Origin of the sequence: Microtetraspora sp. AC03309 (assembly GCF_020826795.1) — a bacterium.
Classification (GTDB): Bacteria; Actinomycetota; Actinomycetes; order Streptosporangiales; family Streptosporangiaceae; genus Microtetraspora; species Microtetraspora glauca.
This window is the reverse complement of sequence record NZ_JADDIL010000119.1, coordinates 1-17,379: the sequence shown is the minus strand read 5'-3', so window position 1 is coordinate 17,379 and position 17,379 is coordinate 1. Positions and strand designations below refer to the sequence as shown.

Annotated in this window: 16 protein-coding genes; 2 read left to right on the top strand and 14 right to left on the bottom strand. The window is 70.0% G+C overall.

Annotated features, from left to right (window positions below; all coding sequences use genetic code 11):
* Positions 1-133: 133 nt before the first annotated feature.
* From IMZ11_RS39785 to IMZ11_RS39725, 13 genes are all read right to left on the bottom strand, one after another.
* Positions 134-1,426, bottom strand: coding sequence for a thymidine phosphorylase (locus IMZ11_RS39785; RefSeq protein ID WP_228648269.1), 1,293 nt, complete (start codon positions 1,424-1,426; stop codon positions 134-136).
* 83 nt (positions 1,427-1,509) lie between these two features.
* Entirely contained in the window at positions 1,510-1,908 is a 399-nt protein-coding gene (locus IMZ11_RS39780; RefSeq protein ID WP_061253336.1) for a cytidine deaminase, read from the bottom strand.
* Positions 1,905-3,176 carry an ABC transporter permease gene (locus IMZ11_RS39775; RefSeq protein WP_228648267.1) on the bottom strand — a complete coding sequence of 424 codons (1,272 nt, stop codon included), beginning with the start codon at positions 3,174-3,176 and terminating at the stop codon, positions 1,905-1,907. The genes IMZ11_RS39780 and IMZ11_RS39775 overlap by 4 nt, the downstream gene beginning before the upstream one ends.
* Complete coding sequence (locus IMZ11_RS39770; protein WP_228648265.1) at positions 3,173-4,300, bottom strand: ABC transporter permease; 1,128 nt, start codon at positions 4,298-4,300, stop codon at positions 3,173-3,175. The genes IMZ11_RS39775 and IMZ11_RS39770 overlap by 4 nt, the downstream gene beginning before the upstream one ends.
* A gap of 181 nt (positions 4,301-4,481) precedes the next feature.
* Positions 4,482-6,083, bottom strand: coding sequence for an ABC transporter ATP-binding protein (locus IMZ11_RS39765; protein WP_228648263.1), 1,602 nt, complete (start codon positions 6,081-6,083; stop codon positions 4,482-4,484).
* A gap of 78 nt (positions 6,084-6,161) precedes the next feature.
* Positions 6,162-7,223 carry a BMP family protein gene (locus IMZ11_RS39760; protein ID WP_228648261.1) on the bottom strand — a complete coding sequence of 354 codons (1,062 nt, stop codon included), beginning with the start codon at positions 7,221-7,223 and terminating at the stop codon, positions 6,162-6,164.
* A gap of 251 nt (positions 7,224-7,474) precedes the next feature.
* On the bottom strand, positions 7,475-8,233 hold the full coding sequence (locus tag IMZ11_RS39755; protein ID WP_228648259.1) for a hypothetical protein: 759 nt from the start codon (positions 8,231-8,233) through the stop codon (positions 7,475-7,477).
* Entirely contained in the window at positions 8,234-8,683 is a 450-nt protein-coding gene (locus IMZ11_RS39750; protein ID WP_228648257.1) for a GNAT family N-acetyltransferase, read from the bottom strand. It abuts the gene before it with no gap.
* A gap of 113 nt (positions 8,684-8,796) precedes the next feature.
* On the bottom strand, positions 8,797-9,435 hold the full coding sequence (locus tag IMZ11_RS39745) for a 2OG-Fe(II) oxygenase (RefSeq protein ID WP_228648255.1): 639 nt from the start codon (positions 9,433-9,435) through the stop codon (positions 8,797-8,799).
* Between the two features lie 213 nt (positions 9,436-9,648).
* Positions 9,649-10,665, bottom strand: coding sequence for a DUF711 family protein (locus IMZ11_RS39740; RefSeq protein ID WP_228648253.1), 1,017 nt, complete (start codon positions 10,663-10,665; stop codon positions 9,649-9,651).
* A gap of 55 nt (positions 10,666-10,720) precedes the next feature.
* Positions 10,721-11,968, bottom strand: coding sequence for an amidohydrolase (locus IMZ11_RS39735; RefSeq protein ID WP_082776546.1), 1,248 nt, complete (start codon positions 11,966-11,968; stop codon positions 10,721-10,723).
* Between the two features lie 390 nt (positions 11,969-12,358).
* Positions 12,359-13,540: a glutamate--cysteine ligase gene (locus IMZ11_RS39730; RefSeq protein WP_061253329.1), complete on the bottom strand. Its 1,182-nt coding sequence runs from the start codon at positions 13,538-13,540 to the stop codon at positions 12,359-12,361.
* A gap of 48 nt (positions 13,541-13,588) precedes the next feature.
* Positions 13,589-13,807, bottom strand: a complete 219-nt coding sequence (locus tag IMZ11_RS39725) for an SCO4848 family membrane protein (protein ID WP_061253328.1) — start codon at positions 13,805-13,807, stop codon at positions 13,589-13,591.
* A 97-nt stretch (positions 13,808-13,904) separates the two neighbouring features.
* Between IMZ11_RS39725 and IMZ11_RS39720 the strand changes: the two genes are divergently transcribed.
* Complete coding sequence (locus IMZ11_RS39720; protein ID WP_228648251.1) at positions 13,905-15,050, top strand: D-alanyl-D-alanine carboxypeptidase family protein; 1,146 nt, start codon at positions 13,905-13,907, stop codon at positions 15,048-15,050.
* Positions 15,051-15,123: 73 nt separating this feature from the next.
* On the opposite strand, the gene IMZ11_RS39715 is transcribed toward IMZ11_RS39720, so the two are convergent.
* Positions 15,124-16,383, bottom strand: a complete 1,260-nt coding sequence (locus IMZ11_RS39715; protein ID WP_228648249.1) for an MFS transporter — start codon at positions 16,381-16,383, stop codon at positions 15,124-15,126.
* An 82-nt stretch (positions 16,384-16,465) separates the two neighbouring features.
* Here IMZ11_RS39715 and IMZ11_RS39710 point away from each other — a divergent pair, with 82 nt between their 5' ends.
* Entirely contained in the window at positions 16,466-17,293 is an 828-nt protein-coding gene (locus IMZ11_RS39710) for a LysR family transcriptional regulator (protein WP_228648248.1), read from the top strand.
* Positions 17,294-17,379: the final 86 nt, after the last annotated feature.

Sequence of the window (17,379 nt, the reverse complement as noted above, 5' to 3'; positions counted from 1 at the left end):
GAGCCCCCTGTTCCGGCGCCTGACGTCGGCCGCACATGACTCGGCCCGGCCTGTCACCCCGCGATCCACGGGGCTCATGCAGGCCGGGCCGTACTCCTGACGCGGGTGGTCACTCCCGCGACGATCCCCGCGATCAGTCCTGCGCGGTGATCCGGGCGACCACGAGCGGGAGCAGGCCGGGGTCGGCGGAGTCGCCGATCTCGTAGGCGCCCTCAAGGGCGCCGAGCGCCCGCTCGAACCGTCCCGCCTCGTCGGCGTGCAGGGTCATCAGCGGCTGCCCGGCCCGGACGGTGTCACCCGGCTTGGCGTGCAGCGTGACGCCCGCTCCGAACGAGACCGCGTCCTCCTTGCGCTCGCGGCCCGCGCCGAGCCGCCAGGCGGCCACTCCCACGCTGAGGGCGTCCAGGCGGCGCAGCACTCCCGACGACGGCGCGACGACGTCCATCGTCTCGGCCGCCCTGGGCAGCGCCGCGTCGGGGTCGCCGCCCTGCGCGCCGATCATGCGCCGCCACGCGTCCATCGCCGAGCCGTCCTTGAGCGCCTGCTCGGGGTCCTTGGCCCCCGGTACGGCGGCGGCCTCGAGCATCTCCCTGGCGAGCCGTACGGTCAGCTCGACCACGTCGGCGGGGCCACCGCCGGCGAGGACCTCGACCGACTCCTCGACCTCCAGGGCGTTGCCCACGGCCCGTCCCAGCGGCCGGTCCATCGCGGTGAGCAGGGCGACGGTCCGGACCCCGGCGTCGCCGCCCAGCGCGACCATCGTCTCGGCCAGCTCGCGGGCGTCGTCCACGTTCTTCATGAAGGCGCCGGAGCCCACCTTGACGTCGAGGACGAGCGAACCGGTGCCCTCGGCGATCTTCTTGGACATGATGGACGAGGCGATCAGCGGGATCGACTCGACCGTCCCGGTCACGTCGCGCAGCGCGTACAGCTTCTTGTCGGCCGGGGCGAGGCCGGCGCCGGCCGCGCACACGACGGCGCCGGCCGTACGGATGACGTGCAGCATCTCGTCGTTCGACAGGGACGCGCGCCAGCCGGGGATCGACTCCAGCTTGTCCAGCGTGCCCCCGGTGTGGCCGAGCCCGCGCCCGGACAGCTGCGGCACATAGGCACCGCACGCGGCGACCAGCGGCGCGAGCGGCAGGGTGATCTTGTCGCCCACCCCGCCGGTGGAGTGCTTGTCCGCGGTGGGCCGGTCGAGCGCCGACCAGTCCATCCGCTCCCCGGTCCGGATCATGGCCAGGGTCCAGTCGGCGATCTCCCTGCGGTTCATGCCGTTGAGCAGGATCGCCATCGCCAGCGAGGACATCTGCTCGTCGGCCACCGCGCCACGCGTGTACGCGTCGATCACCCAGTCGATCTGGGCGGTGGACAGCTCGCGCCGGTCCCGCTTGGTGGTGATGATCTCGATCGCGTCGAAACCCATGATCCCCCTCTGTCGTGTACGGCTCCCACGGGAGCCGTAACCCTCCCGGCGATCCGCCGCCGTGTATCCGGATTTATCGCTATTCAGCGCGACAAGTCGTCAGGGCCGAAGGCGAACGGCAGGATGTCCGCCAGCCGCCACGGCCCCTCCGGGGTCTCGACCAACAGCTCCGGCCCGCCGTGCTCCATGAGGAGCTGGCGGCAGCGCCCGCACGGCATCAGCAGCTCGCCGTGCCCGTCCACGCAGGTGAACGCCACCAGCCGGCCGCCCCCGCCGGCGTGCAGCGCCGACACGAGACCGCACTCGGCGCACAACCCGATCCCGTAGGAGGCGTTCTCGACGTTGCAACCGGTGACCACCCGCCCGTCGTCCACCAGTGCGGCGGCACCGACCGGGAACTTGGAGTACGGCGCGTAGGCGTGCGCCATGGCCTCGGTCGCCAGGGCGCGCAGCGCGTCCCAGTCGATGGTCGGCTTGGTCATTTGGCCTGTCCTCTTCGGTAGGGAACGCCGTCGGCGGCCGGCATCCGCAGGCGCTGCGAGGCGAGTGAGAGCACCAGCAGCGTAGTCAGATGCGGCGTGAACGACGTGAAGGCGTCCGGCACCGTGTCGGTCACCGCGAACACCGCGAAGACCGCGATCGTCGCGATGCCGGTCACCAGGGCGGCCCTGTTCCTGCGCTGCCGTACGAGCTGGTAGACCGCGACGGCGGCGAGCAGCATGGCGACGACGAGCAGGAGCGCGTGGACCGAGGTGCCGCCCTGCCTGAGCTGGAGCGCGTCGGTGTAGCCGAACAGGGCCGCGCCACCGGCGAGGCCGCCGGGCCGCCAGTTGCCGAAGATCATGGCGGCCAGGCCGATGTAGCCGCGACCGCCCGTCTGCCCGTCGCGGTAGATCCCGGCGGCGATGAGCGACAGGAACGCCCCGCCGAGCCCGGCGAGCCCGCCGGAGACGATCACCGCGATCCACTTGTACAGGTAGACGTTGACGCCCAGCGACTCGGCGGCCACCGGCCGCTCGCCGCAGGACCTGATGCGCAGGCCGAACGCCGTACGCCACAGGAGGTAGAACGACAGCGGCACCAGCAGGATCGCCAGGATCGTGAAGAACGAGACGTTCTGCGTGATCCCGTGCAGGATGCCGGCGACGTCCGACACCAGGAACCAGCGCTTGTTCTGCAGATCCAGCAGCGGCTGGCCGATCCCCGGCACGTCGAACGTTCCCATGGTCGGCACACGCGGCGACTGCTTGGCGCCGCCGCCCTTCATGGTCGAGAAGACCAGCTTGGAGAGGTACTGGGTGAAGCCGAGGCCGACGATGTTGATCGCGACGCCCGAGATGATCTGGTCCACGCCGAACGTCACGGTCGCCAGCGCGTGGATGGCGCCGCCGATCGCGCCGCCGATCGCTCCGGCGACCACACCGGCCCAGGGGCTGTGGAACTGGAGCGCGCCCCAGGCGCCGAACCAGGTGCCGAGGATCATCATGCCTTCGAGGCCGATGTTCACCACGCCGGCCCGCTCCGACCACAGGCCGCCGAGCCCGGCCAGCCCGATCGGTACGGCGAGGCCGAGCGCGGCGCTGATCGTGCCGCCCGAGGTGATGTCGTGGGCGCCGGTCACCAGCCGGGCCACCGACAGGAGGATGACCAGCCCGGCGAGGCCGGCCAGCAGGACGGGGAAGGTCAGCTTGAACCGCCGCACGGGAGGCGCGGCGACCGGCTTGCCCGCCGAGACGTCCGTGGCGGTCATACCGCGGCCCCTTCCACCTCGGCCGGTGCGGCGAGCTCGCGGCTGACCCTGTGCTGCGCGGCGACGGTCCGGTACCGGTGCACCAGCTCGTACGCGATGATCACCGAGAGCACGATCACACCCTTCATGATGTCGACGAGCTCCTTGGAGATGTCCAGGATCTGCAGCGCGTTCGAGGAGCTGTCCAGGAACGCCCACAGCAGGGCGCCGACCGCCATGCCGACCGCGTTGTTCCTGCCGAGGAGCGCGATCGCGATGCCGGTGAAGCCGAGCCCGGCCGGGAAGTTCAGGCTGTACTGGAAGGAGCCGCCGAGCAGTTCCGGCATGCCGACGAGACCGGCCACGGCGCCCGAGATGACCATCGCGCTGATGACCATCCGCTTGACGTCCACCCCGCTGGCCACCGCGGCCGGCTCCGACCGGCCCGTGGCGCGCAGGTTGAACCCGAAACGGGTCCGGTTGAGCAGCACCGCGTAACCGACGCCGACGATGATCGCCACGATGAGGAAGCTGTTGACCTGCATCGGCGTGCCGGGGATCAGCGCCCATCCGGGCGCGTGGGCGTCCTCGGGGATCGGCGTGGTGCCGATGGCGTTGCCGCTCAGCACACCGAGCCGGTCGGCGGTCAGCAGCCAGCCGGTCAGGCCGGTGGCGATGGCGTTCAGCATGATCGTGGAGATGACCTCGCTGACGCCGCGGGTCACCTTGAGCAGTCCGGCGATCGAGGCCCACAGGGCGCCCACGAGCACGGCCACCAGGACCACGAGCAGGCTGTTGAGCACGCCGGGCAGCAGCCCGGCCCCGCCGACGGCCGCGGCGAGGAGCGCGGCGAGCCGGTACTGGCCGTCCACACCGATGTTGAACAGGTTCATCCGGAACCCGATCGCCACCGCGACGGCCGACAGGTAGTAGGCGGCCGACGTGTTGAGGATCAGGACGATGATGCGCGGCGTGGAGCCCTGGTCGAGCAGGGTCGTGAAGGCGTCCGCCGGCGAGTTGCCCGCGATCAGCAGGACGACGGACGTCACGAGGCCGGCGAAGACGACGGCGAGGACGGGCGCGACGATCGCGAAGACGCCGTCGAGCTTCACCCGCCCGGTCAGGCGTTCCATGAATGCGCTCATGCTGTCTCCTCGCCTGGCCGCTCAGAGCCGGGACGTGTCGAAGACACGCAATACGGCGCCTCGCGCGTCACGCTGTGCTGAAAGGTTCGCTCGCTCATGCCGTCTCCTGGCCCGGCGACTCGGAGGCGTTCGCGAATCGCACTGTGCCTTCCGATTCGCTCGATTCGCTCGGTTCGCCCGCTCACGTGTCCTCCCCCGCGCCGGTCATCGCCGAGCCGAGCTGCTCGGGGGTCACGGCACCGGGATCGACGTCGGCGACGATCCGGCCCCGCAGGATGACCTTGAGCGAGTCGGACAGGCCGATGAGCTCGTCGAGGTCGGCGGAGATCAGCAGTACGGCCAGGCCGGCGGCGCGGGCGTTCCTCAGGTGGTCCCAGATGGCCGCCTGGGCGCCCACGTCCACACCCCGCGTCGGGTGCGACGCGATCAGCAGCACCGGCTCGCCGCTCATCTCCCGGCCGACGATCAGCTTCTGCTGGTTGCCTCCGGACAGGGCGGACGCGTCCACGTCGATGCCAGGGGTGCGGACGTCGTACTCGTCGACGATCCGCTGGGTGTCCTTGCGGGCTCCCGCGCGGTCGATCCAGACGCCCTTGACGTTGGGCTCGCGCGTCTGGTGGCCGAGGATGCGGTTCTCCCAGAGCGGCGCCTCAAGCAGCAGGCCGTGCCGGTGCCGGTCCTCGGGGATGAAGCCGATGCCGCCCTCACGCCGCTTCAGGGTGGACCAGGCGGTGATGTCCGCGCCGCCGAGGCTGATCGTCCCGGCCGTGATGGAACGCATGCCCATGATGGCCTCGACGAGTTCGGCCTGGCCGTTCCCCTCGACCCCGGCGATGCCCAGGACCTCGCCCTTGTGGATCGTGAAGGAGATGTCCTCAAGTAGGAGGCGCACCCCGTCCGCCTTCAGTTGCTCGGCTGAGGTGCCCTTCGGGATCGGCCCGTGTCCCGGAGCCGCCATCGTGAGGCCGGAGACCTCCAGCGTGACGACGTCGGTGACGGTGGACTCGCGGGTCTCCGGGCTGGGCAGCTCGCTGCCGACCATCAACTCGGCGAGCTTGCGCGCGGTCACCCCGCTCGGCTCGACGCTGGCCACGGTCGTGCCCCGGCGGATCACGGTGATCGCGTCGGCCACCTTCAGGACCTCGTCGAGCTTGTGCGAGATGAACAGGATCGTCAGGCCCTCGCGGACCAGCACCCGGAGGTTGTCGAAGAGCTCGTCCACCTCGTGCGGCACGAGGACCGCGGTCGGCTCGTCCAGGATGAGGATCCGGGCCCCCCGGTAGAGGACCTTGAGGATCTCCACCCGCTGGCGGTCGCCCACCCCCAGCTCCTCGACCAGCGCGTCGGGTTCGACGCCCAGCCCGTACGCGTCGGAGATCTCCCGGATCTTCTTGCGCGCCGCGCCGAAGTCGATGGCGAGGCCGCCCTTGCGCGGCTCGCTGCCGAGGATCACGTTCTCGAGGACCGTGAGGTTGTCGGCGAGCATGAAGTGCTGGTGGACCATGCCGATCCCGGCGCCGATGGCGTCGCCCGGGGTGTGGAAGCTCACAGCCGACCCGTTGATCCGGATCTCGCCCTCGTCCGGGCGCTGCATGCCGTACAGGATCTTCATGAGCGTGGACTTGCCCGCGCCGTTCTCCCCGACGATGGCGTGGATGTGGCCCTTGGCGACGCTCAGGCGGACGTCCCGGTTCGCGATGACGCCGGGAAACCTCTTGGTGATACCCGTCAGCTCTACGGCGGGATCTGTGGCGATTGCGGTTGTTATGGCGGCCTCCCCCACCCGGAGTGCCTGTGGACAGGCACGATAGGCCGAGGAGCCCGGAGCGATCAGCGCCCGGGCCCCTCGGAGAACGGCAGGTCAGGGGGTCGTGGGGACCGTGATCTCGCCGTTGACGATCTTCTGCTTGTACTCGTCGAGCTGGGCCTTGATGTCGTCGATCTTGCCGCCGGTGGTGGAGAAGTCGACGCCGCCCGCCTTCAGGTCGTAGCGGGACTCACCGGCCTTGACGCTGCCGCTGGTGAAGTTCTTGAGGAAGTCGTAGACCGCCACGTCGATCTTCTTCAGCATCGAGCTGATGATCACGTCGGCGACGGCCGCGTCGGCCGTCTTCGCCTGGTCGGAGTCGACACCGATGGCCATGGCGCCCGCGGCCTTGGCGGCCTCGAAGACACCGCCGCCGGAACCGCCCGCGGCCTGGTAGACCACGTCGGCGCCGCCGTCGTACATGCCCTGGGCCGCGGTCTTGCCCTTGGCCGGGTCGTTGAACCCGGTGAAGTCCGGCGGCTGGCTCAGGTACTTGGTCTGGATCTTGATGTCCGACTTGACGGCCTTGGCACCCGCCACGAAGCCCGCCTCGAACTTCTGGATCAGCGGGACCTCGACGCCTCCGACGAAGCCGACGTTGCCCTTCTTGGACTTCAGCGCGGCCGCGGCGCCGACCAGGAACGACCCCTGCTCCTCGGCGAAGACCAGGTTGCTGACGTTGGGGCCGGTGGCGTCGGCGTCGTCGATGATCGCGAACTTGACGTCCGGGAACTCGGCGGCGACCTTCTTCACGGACGCGGAGTACGCGAAGCCGACCGCGATGACCGGGTTGAACCCGCTGCTGGCGAGCAGGCGCAGCCGCTCCTCCTTCTGCGCGTCCGTCTCGCCGGGAGCGGTCTCCAGCTCCTTGGTCTCGAGGCCGAACTCGCCCTTGGCCTTGTCCAGGCCGGCGGCGGCGGCATCGTTGAACGACTGGTCACCACGTCCGCCGATGTCGTAGGCGAGGCCGACCTTGGCCTTCGCCGCGGCGGGCTCCGCCGACGCGCTCGCGCCCGTCTCAGTCTTGGTGTCACTACCTCCACACGCGGCGGCGGCCATGAGCATGGCACCCGCAGCAGTGGCGGCAGCCAGCTTGCTTACTCGATTGCGGAGCAAGGTGTACTCCCCTTCCGTGTCCCCGCCGTCCAACCGGTCGCGCACGCACGACGCGCGGCGACCCTGCACGGAAGATAGTTGTTTGACCTGCATAGACCAAATGGGCACACGAGTCCGAAACCGCTCCGTTATGTACCTCTCGCCACCTTGTGACCAGTGAGTAGGTTCGGCCGGCCGGACGGGCCCCGGATCCGCCTCTCGATGATCTTCTTCGTGCGATCGCCGAGCTCAGACGCGCTGTCCCGGGCCGATCAGAGTGCGGTGGTCCGGGACAGCAGTTCGTCCGCGTCGGCGATCGCGGTCAGCCGCGCCCACGCGCCGTCGAAATGCGCGGTCAGCGCGTCGATGATCTCGACGTTGTACGTCAGGAAGACCACCGTGCTGTCCCGGATCCCGGGGACGGCGGACGTCTCGATTCCGATGATCGCGGCCGTACGGTCGAAGACCTGGTAGGAGACGAGCAGGTCGATCTCCGGGACCAGCGCCACCTGGACGTCCTGCCCCGGCTGGCGCATCCTGAGCAGCCGCTCCAGATGGCCGCGGAAGAGCGTGCGCAACTCGTCGCCGGTGATCCGGCGGTACACCCGGAGGCGGCCCGTCCGGACGGCGGCCTCCGTCGCCGCGAGGTAGTCCTTCTGGTGGGAGAGCGGCGACATCAGCTGGTCCTGCCGCGCCCGGCCGACGACCCGGACGATGCGGCTGTTCTGCACCAGTCCGTTGACGATGTCCATGCCGCCGCTCTGCTCGTCCACCCGCAGGAGGTGCGCGGCGTTGGTGAGCTGGGCGACCCTGACCTCGACGCTCGTCAGCTTGTTCTGCACGAACGCCGCGGAGAAGATCGCCGCCAGGAAGATGCCCACCAGCGCCCACTGCGGCGGACCCGCCCCGCGGGCGGCGGCGAGGTTCGACAACACCAGGCCGAACGACGCGCCGACCAGACCGGCGATGATGGGGCTGCTCGCCAGCACCCCGAAGTACTTCTCACTCGTCCGCCGAAACCCGTTGAGCATCTATCCCTCGAAGATCATCTGCTTGCTCACCCGGTGGTGCGGGCGACCGGCGATTTCCCTGACGACGGGGTCCACGTCGAAGCCGAACAGGCGGGCCAGGCCGAGCGCGGACGGCTGCGCCGTCGCCTCCACGTGGCCGAACCTCTGGACGTGCGCGGTGCGCAGCATCGACGCGACGAGGAGGAAACCGATGCCCTGGTTGCGGACCCGGTCGAGCACCGCGAGGCGCTGCAGGTGGTTGTGCCACATGCGCGCCGTGCCTACCGGCTCGCCCACGGCCGTCTCCACCAGAAAGTGCAGGCAGTCCTCGTCCTGCCCGTCCTCGTCGAGATGCCGGGCGATTCCCTGCTCATCCTGGAAAACCTGCCGGCGTATCTGGAGCACCGAACTGCCGATGTCCTTCCAGACGCCTTCTCGCAGGACGAACATGTCAAGTCGCGGAGGAGGCATGGCGATTCTCCCGGGAAAAGGCCGATCGCTGCGCACCCCACAGTAGACGCGTACGCCCGGATATCGGTGAGCCCGCCTCTAACGGTGCGATAACAGCGTTATTGGCGCTCCAGCTAGGACCAGAGAATGATCCGCTCGTCCTCGGTCAAACCCATGAAAAAGGAGAGCGTGATCCGCCGTCTCCCCCTGCCCGGCCGTACCGCGTGGAAATTCCGCGAATCGAATATGATCACGTCTCCCGTGGCCGGCGTGACCGCGACGGGCACGTCGTTCCCCACGATTCTCCGTGAATAACCGATGCCCCTTCGGTGTTTCTCGTCCTCAGCGGTCCAGCGCCGATCCCAGACGAGCGTCTCCCCGCCCGCGTCGGGGGCGGACAGGAACAGGTTGAAGCCCAGCTGTGCCACCGGAGGATGGTCGAGGAGGCTCGGAGGGTACTCCTTCAGCACGTCGTCGCAGTGCACGACGGTGCCCTGGTTGATCTCGCGGATGATGCCCCAGAACAGCTCCCGCCCGTCCACCGTCGCCGGCCCCACGTCGTACGGCCAGGCGGCGGCGAGCAGGGCCAGGCAGCCGGGGCGTGGATCGTCGACGGACTCGCCCCAGAACTTGCCGGTGTGGTCGCGCCGCTCCCAGTAACCGGGATCGATCTCGCCCGCCACCTTGGCCTCGTTGAGGCTCGGCCCGAGATGCGCGGCCGGAAGGCGGTATTTGCGAATGTCATAATCGGTCAGGGAAACGGAATCCAGCATCCGCGCGAGCGCCGCGCACTTTTCGGCCGCAAGCGCCCGACGAACGTGAATGGCCGCGATCCGGCCCTGCGCCAGGTGCAGGATTTGGTCCCGGGTGAGAGGTCCGGAAGCGACGGCGGGATCGATGCCCGGTGGCTCGAACGGCATTCGGCAGACCTTCCGCCATGGATTTTCCTGAGTATCACATGGCCTCCGCCGACCGTCGAGACCCGTTCATCTGGTGAACGTGCGGACCACCACGTCATGGAGGAATTCATTGCGGAAATTCGTCCGCTCACCGATCCGGGCCAGCCCGTCGGAGACGAAACGCGCCGACAGCGGCTTGCCGTACCTCCCGGCGAGCGCGCGCATGAGCATGAGCACGTCGAGAACCGCGCGCGGGTCCTCGTCCACACCGATGGGATAGGTGTCGATGCCGAGGCCGCAGTGCAAGGAGAGATAGATGTTGGTGGCCAGGTCGAAGTTTCCCTTGGCGTACTCGTCGGCCAGCTCGAAATCTTCGAGGCAGGGGAACATCAGGCCGCACAGGCCGACCGGCCGCGGATTGTGTTCCTTGATGAAACCGCTCACCCGCACGTACACGTCCGAGATCAGCGAGCGGCTGAAATCGGGATGGAACTGCCGGACGAAGCCGACGAAGCTGCCGGGACCCGGCCCGAGGGGCGCCACCGAGGAGTCCACCCCGAGGAAGCCCGGCACGTCGTCGAGCAGGGCCACGACCGCTTTCCAGGCGGCCAGCATCCGGTCCAGCCATTCCTCCAGCGTCTCGCACCCGGCGGCGAGGTCCGTGGGCTGCAGTCCGACGGAGAAGCCTGGCCGCTCGAAACTCGACGCGGGGAAGTAGGGGCTGGAGGTCGCGTTGCTGAACGCGTACGCGAAGTAGAACGTCTTCTCGGGGGCCTCGGCGATCAGGCGCGTCAGGAAGGCGACGTCCTCCTCCGCGGGCGGCCGGTCCGTCAGGTCGAGGTGGCAGCACATCTTCTCGACCTGACGGAAGACGTCGAACTGGGCCACCGCGTCCCCCAGCGAGACGCTTCCCACGCTGGGGTACACGTCGGTGGAGCCGACCAGGTCGGCGAGGCGGGCCATGGGACCGGGGCTGACCACGCGTTTGGTCTGCACCGTGAAGCCACCGCCCGCCAGGCGTTCCTCGACCTCGCGCAGGAGAGCCAGCGCGCGAGGGTCCGGCGTTCGTGTGAAGACGCAGATCGATCGGACGATTCCCCGCACGCGATCACCCCGTCACATCATCACCCAATGCGATGGCCGGGGCAATGGACCGGTGTCAGCGGGCGCCGTCACCCCACAGCGACGTGAGCGCGGTCGCCGCCAGCGTCTTGACCCCGATGCCGATCGCCCGCTCGTCCACGTCGAACTCCGGACGGTGGATGTCGACCTCGTTGACCGTACCGGGCACACGGGTGCCGAGCCGGGCCAACGCGCCGGGGACCGACTCGACGTACCAGGAGAAGTCCTCGCCGCCGAGGCTCTGCGGGGTCGGGACCGGGCCCGCGTCGCCGATCATCTGGATCACGGCGTCGTGCAGCATCTGGATGCTCGTCGCCTCGTTGACCGTCGGCGGGGTGCCGCGCCGGTAGTCGATCTCGGCCTCGACGCCGTACGCCGCGGCCACCGACTCCAGGAGCGACGTGATGAGGTCGGGCGCCTGGTGCCAGGCGTCCTCGTCGAGCGAGCGCACGCTGCCCTGCGCCATGCCGATGTCGGGGATGGTGTTGAAGGCGGAGCCGGCGGAGATCTGCCCCCAGACGAGGCTGAGGCTGGAGCGCGGGTCCACCCTGCGGGACAGGGCGGCCGGCAGCTCAGTGATGATCTTGCTCAGCGCGTACACGAGATCGACCGTCAGGTGCGGGCGGGCGGTGTGGCCGCCGGGCCCGGAGACGCGGATCTGCAGGTTGTCGCAGGATCCGGTGATGGCGCCGACGCGCAGGCCCACGTGACCGACGTCGATCCTGGGGTCGCAGTGCAGCGCGAAGATGCGGTCCACGTCGCTCAGTCCGCCGTCGCGCATGACCTCCAGGGCGCCGCTGCCGACCTCCTCGGCGGGCTGGAAGATCAGCCGGACCCGGCCGGGCAGCGCGCCCGCGTCGGCCTGGGCGGCGAGGAACAGGCCCGCGCCGAGCACCACGGACGTGTGGACGTCATGACCGCAGGCGTGGCACGCGCCGGGAACCGTCGAGCGGTACGGCACGTCCTTCTCGTCGTCCATCGGCAGCGCGTCGATGTCGGCCCGCAACGCCACCGTGGGACCGGTCTCCCGGCCGAGGTCGACCCACAGGCCGGTGCCTCGGGTGAGCCGCCTCGGCTTCAGGCCCGCGTCGGACAGCCGCTGCGCGATCTTGTCGGTGGTGCGGTGCTCGTTGAATGCGGTCTCCGGGTGGGCGTGTACGTCACGCCTGAACTCGATGAGCTCATCGCCGTGCTCGCGCAGGAAGTCGGTCAACTGCCCGGCGAGGTCGCCGCCCTGGGGAACCTCCGCGTGGTCGGGGGGCGCGAGCCTCGATGAGATCGTCACAACTCTTTCCTTCCTCGGGCGAACCGCGGCCCGCGGGCCCTGGAGGACGTGCTGTGTCCTCTGCCCGGCGCGGTTCGCCGGTTATCGTGATCGGCGCTCAGCCGGTGCGCGACCGCGTCGCGCCGGGCGCCGGACAGCCGGGTCCGGAGATCGGCTGAGCGTCGCCGTCGTACCCGCCCTCGCCCAGGTTCCGTGTCAATCGCCCGAGCGGATCTCTGTGGAGCCCGCTCCACCCGGCAGGCCGCGATGTCAGGCCACGCCGAAGAGCGAAAGGGTCGCGTAGGCATGTCCGCCACGACCGACCCTCCGTTCACAATCTTTCCACGGTTACGGCGGGCAAGATGGGCGATTGACACAGTATTTACGACGGCAACCCGATCACCCGCCCATTCAGGTGCCCGAGTGTCCCGGCCCTCCGTTCGAGAAACCCGGGGGCGACGTCACGAACCTGTCCTCCGCGAGTTCGATGATCGTCGCGTCCACGACGTCCTCCAGCGTGCCGCCCGCCGCCAGGATCCCGCGCTGCCGCTCGCACGAGCCGCCCTGGTCCAGGACCTCGCTCATCACGGCGAGCTCGTCCGCGCAGCCGAGCCGTTCGGCCACCGGCTCCAGCTCGCGCTGGAGCTCGTACAGGACGTCGCGCACCGGCGCGGTGGAGCCCTGGTCATCGGTGATGACCTCGGCGTCCAGTCCGTAGCGGGTGGCGCGCCACTTGTTGTCCCGTACGACCCAGGCGGGCGGCCTCGGCAGCTTGTACCCCCGGTCGAGCTGCTGGTCGAACTGCTGGACCAGGCACTGGGACAGGGCGGTCACCATGCCGACCTCGCGGAGGGTGGGGATCCCGTCGAACATCCGGATCTCGATGGTCCCGAAATCAGGATGTGGCCGAATATCCCACCATACCTCCTTAATACTCCTAATTGTCCCTGCGCGTACCAGTGTGTCCATATACTCCTCGAACTCCGCCCAGTCGGCCAGCAGGTGCGGTGGCCCGGCCGTGGGCAGCGCCCCGAAGACGATCGCCCGGCTGGACGCGAGCCCGGTGTCCTGCCCGCCCCAGCAGGGGCTGGACGAGGTGAGGGCGAGGAAGTGCGGGAGGTACGCGGCCAGGGCGTTGACGATGGGGATGACCTTGTCCCTGTCCCGGACGCCGACGTGCACGTGCACTCCGAAGGTCTGGATCCGCCACGCCAGCCACTGCATCTCCTCGACCAGCTCGGTGTACCTCTGGACGGGGGCGTAGACGGCCTCGCGCCAGTCGCTGATCGCGTGCGTGCCCGTGCAGGCCAGGGACATCCCGCGCGGCTCGACCACGTCGCGGAGCCGGTCGATGCTCTTGCCCAGGTCGCGTACGGCCTCCGCCGCCGTGTGGCACACGTCGGTGACGATCTCGATCTGGGACTGCATCAGCTCGTGCATGGCCTTGGGCCGGGAGCTCTCGCTCAGCTCGGGGACCGCGGCCAGCACCTCCTTCGCGTCCTGGCGGAGCCGCCGGGTGTGCCTGTCGACGAGCTGTAGCTCCCACTCCACTCCCAGAGTCGCCCCACGCGAAGGATTGAACTGGATCGCCACCGCGGACCTCCATTGTTCGGAATCGGCGTTCCTCTACGCCGTACCCCGTTATCCGCCCGATTTGCCAGTCTTCGCGGTTGTATTCCATGCACGTACACCGACAACGCCCAGCACGACGGCCAGGACGATGTTGACGGCGATCAGGATGCCGTGGACCACATAGAAACTCGTCTCATGCCCGTCGGCGAGGTTGAAGCCCAGATTGATCCATTCAAAGATCATGAAAGCGGCGAGGGCCAGGAGAAAGCCCGATACACGTCTCGACATGCTCTCAGTATCGGCATTGCCACCGAGTGCGTACGACGCGATCTTTGGGGGATCTGTCACGGCATGCGTAGAGACTCGAAGCTAGGCTGAACCCCTTATGGGGACCAGCCTGCGCGCCCTCGGGGCGGCCTTCACCACGGCGACGCTCATGGGCGTCGCACTCTGCACACCCGCCGCCGCGCGAGCCCTGCCCCACCGGGCGGGCACCGTCGGCGGCGACCAGCTCGCCGGACGCGGCCTGATCTCCCCCGAAGGCGTCAAGGCTCCCCCCAAGACCACCGCCTCGTCCTACGTCATCGCCGACGCGGAGACCGGCCAGGTGCTGGCCGCGAAGGACCCGCACGGCCACTATCTCCCGGCGAGCACCCTCAAGACGCTCACCGCGGTCACGCTCATCCCGAAGCTGGACAAGGGCAAGACCGTCAAGCCCAGCCAGGATGCCTGCAACGAGGAGGGCAGCGCGGTCGGCCTGGTGCCCAAGCCGATCTACAAGGTGGACGACCTCATGCGCGCGCTGCTGATGGTGTCGGGCAACGACGCCGCCAACGCGCTCGCCGAGGCGCACGGCGGCATGACGGCCACCCTCGCGGACATGAACAAGGAGGCCCGCAGGCTCCAGGCGTACGACACGGTGGCCAAGACGCCGAGCGGCCTGGACCGGCCGGGCCAGCGGAGCTCGGCCTACGACCTCGCCCTGATCGCCAGGGCCGGGCTCGCGCTTCCCTCGTTCCGCAAGTACGTGAGCACCAAGACGGCCAAGTTCCCCGCGCCCAAGGGGTACTACGAGATCGGCAACCACAACAAGCTGCTCTGGCGCTATCCCGGCATGATCGGCGTCAAGAACGGCTGGACCTCGAAGGCGCTCGGCAGCTTCGTCGGCGCGGCCTCGAGGAACGGCCACACGATCATCGTCTCGATCATGCACGACGAGGGCTCCTTCTGGGAGGACGTCGCGAAGATGCTCGACTGGGGGTTCGCCGCGCGCGGCCGGGCCACCCCCGTGGGCGTCCTGGTCGATCCCGTGCCGGAGAAGGCCTCGGTCGTTCCCGAGCTGACCGGGCCGGCGCGCTCCGGCTCCGCGCTCGCCGGGGGTGCCACCGCGCTCCCCTCCCGGCGGCCGGTCGCCGCCGTGGACAGCGGGAGCGGGCCGATCGCCGCCATGATCGCGATCGGTGCCGGCCTGCTCGGCGGCCTCATCTGGCTCGGGTACGGCATCCGCCGCCGCCGCGCCGGCCGTACCTGACGGCAGCGGCACAGGCAGCGGTACAGAGGACGGCTCAGGCCACGGCACCGGGGCCGGGGCGCCGCCACGAGGGTCAGCCCGCCGGCACTCTCCTCCGGGCGCTCCCGGCCGCGTAGACGACGGCCGTCACCGCGACCAGCCCTGCCGCCACGAGCAGGCCGTCGCCGATCCCCCCGAGTACGGCGACGCCGAGCGTGGCACCCACCTGGCGCGCGGCGTTCAGCACCCCGCCCGCGGTGCCCGCCGTCCCCGGCGGGGCGGCGGCGACCACACCCGCCACCAGCGCGGGGAGGCAGAACGACAGGCCAAGGCCGGTCACGATCAGCGACGCCACAAGCAGATCGCCGCACGCGACCCCGGCCAGCCCGGCGGCGAGCAGGACCAGCCCGGCCAGGATCGGCGGCCGGGCGCCGTACCGTGCCACGATGCGGCCGGTGAGCAGCGGGTTGACGGTCATCGGCAGGGTCAGCGGCAGGAAGGCGAGCCCGGCGGCCGACGGGGTGAGGTGCCGTCCTTCCTGGAGCAGCAGTGTGAGCACGAAGAGCGCGCCGGAGAAGGCGAAGTTCGCCACGGTCCCGGCCAGCAGTTCCGGCCAGGCGGCGCGCAACAACCCGCCCGGCAGCGCGGGCGCGTGGCTGCGCCGTTCCACCACGACGAGCAGGACCACCATCGTGACGGCCACCGCTCCCGCGATCGGGGAACGCCCGGTCACGGCCTGGGCGAGCAGCGCGAGGAAGGCGCAGGCCAGCGATTGCACGGCCCAGTCGATGCGTCGCGTGCCCCGGGGCGAGACCACGCCCTTGGCCGCCAGCAGGCCGAGCGCGGCCAGGGGCGGATTGATCAGGAAGATCGCCCGCCACCCCGCCAGGTCCACGAGCAGCCCGCCGACCAGCGGTCCGACAGCGAGGGCGCTTCCGGTGGCGGCGGCCCAGACACCCATCGCCCGCGCCCGCTCCGCGGCATCGGGGTACAACTGCGCGATCAGGCCGAGCGAACCGCCCAGGCAGAGCGCGCCCGCCACGCCCAGCAGCGCCCGCAGCGCGACGAGCGCCTCCAGCGTCGGTGACAGCGCGCACGCCAACGAGATCAGGCCGAACGCGCCCACCCCCAGCCGGAACGTCCGGGCCGCGCCGTACCTGTCGGCCACCGCCCCGCCGACGAGGAGTGACGCGGCGAAGGCGACGGTGTAGGCGTTCACCGCCCACTGCTGCCCGGCCAGCGAACCGCTGAGTGTGGCGCGCACGTCGGGGAGCGCGATCGTGAGCACGGTGGTGTCGAGGAGCACCAGGAAGTACGCGAGCGAGAGGCTCAGGGACCTCACCGTAGATGTCATGCCGGTCACCCTGCTGAACCGGACATCTCACCTCAACAGCTCCCATCGGACGGGGCGTTCGGGAAATCCGTATGCTCTTGACGTGGAATTACGCCAACTGCGGGGATTCGTGGTGGTCGCGCGGGCCGGCACCGTCACCGAGGCCGCCAACATGCTCGGGTTGGCCCCCGCCTCGGTGTCGGAGCGGATCCGGAGGTTGGAAGGAACATTGGGCGTCGCGCTCTTCGAACGCACACCCCGGGGGATGCGGCTGACCGAGGCGGGAGCGCGGCTGCTCGACCGGGCACAGGGCCTGCTCGACCACGCCGACGAGGTGCGGCGGGCCGTCACGGAGCGACGCCAGCGGGTCCGGGTGGGCGCCCTGGAGATGCTCGCGGCGGCCCGGCTGCCGTCCGTCGTGCGGCGGCTGGCGGAGCGCCGCCCCGATATCGACCTGGAGGTCACCTCGCTTCCCCGGCAGGTGCTGTTCGCCGAACTGGCCGGTGGCGGCCTCGACGCGGGGCTGCTGCTCGACTCCGGCCTGCGGGTCGGCGCGCTGGGGTTCTCGACGCCGCCGGACCTGGACTACCTGGACGTGGACGAGGTGTCACTGATCCTGGTCACCGCGCCCGGCCACGCGGACCGCACGCTGCTGGTGACCGCGCCCGAATGCTCCGCGCGGCTGGCCGTGGACCGCGTGATCGGCCCCGAGGTCCCACGGCGTGAGCTGCCCAGCGTCGCCACCGTCAGGGAATGGGCCAGGCAGGGCCTGGGCATGGCGATGCTGCCCGATTTCGTCGTGGAGGCGGACCTGGCGTCGGGGGCGCTCGTCGCGCTGGACGTCGCCGCGCCCACCCTGGCCCTGCGGCTGGTCTGGACGCGCGGCCGGGAGGAGCCCCTGCGGGACGTGCTCTACGCCATGAGTGCCTGACCCGCCTTCCACAGGCCCTCCCGACCGGCCCGCGGCCGGAGCGTCAGCTCTTCGGCAGGAGGGGGGACGGCACGGGGGCGGGCTCG

Excerpts from the sequence above, each read along its gene's own strand:
- IMZ11_RS39745 (WP_228648255.1), bottom strand. The coding sequence starts at position 9,435 with ATGCTGGATTCCGTTTCCCTGACCGATTATGACATTCGCAAATACCGC.
- IMZ11_RS39725 (WP_061253328.1), bottom strand. The coding sequence starts at position 13,807 with ATGTCGAGACGTGTATCGGGCTTTCTCCTGGCCCTCGCCGCTTTCATG.
- IMZ11_RS39750 (WP_228648257.1), bottom strand. The coding sequence starts at position 8,683 with ATGCCTCCTCCGCGACTTGACATGTTCGTCCTGCGAGAAGGCGTCTGG.
- IMZ11_RS39755 (WP_228648259.1), bottom strand. The coding sequence starts at position 8,233 with ATGCTCAACGGGTTTCGGCGGACGAGTGAGAAGTACTTCGGGGTGCTG.
- IMZ11_RS39775 (WP_228648267.1), bottom strand. The coding sequence starts at position 3,176 with ATGACCGCCACGGACGTCTCGGCGGGCAAGCCGGTCGCCGCGCCTCCC.
- IMZ11_RS39780 (WP_061253336.1), bottom strand. The coding sequence starts at position 1,908 with ATGACCAAGCCGACCATCGACTGGGACGCGCTGCGCGCCCTGGCGACC.
- IMZ11_RS39715 (WP_228648249.1), bottom strand. The coding sequence starts at position 16,383 with ATGACATCTACGGTGAGGTCCCTGAGCCTCTCGCTCGCGTACTTCCTG.
- IMZ11_RS39785 (WP_228648269.1), bottom strand. The coding sequence starts at position 1,426 with ATGGGTTTCGACGCGATCGAGATCATCACCACCAAGCGGGACCGGCGC.
- IMZ11_RS39770 (WP_228648265.1), bottom strand. The coding sequence starts at position 4,300 with ATGAGCGCATTCATGGAACGCCTGACCGGGCGGGTGAAGCTCGACGGC.
- IMZ11_RS39720 (WP_228648251.1), top strand. The coding sequence starts at position 13,905 with ATGGGGACCAGCCTGCGCGCCCTCGGGGCGGCCTTCACCACGGCGACG.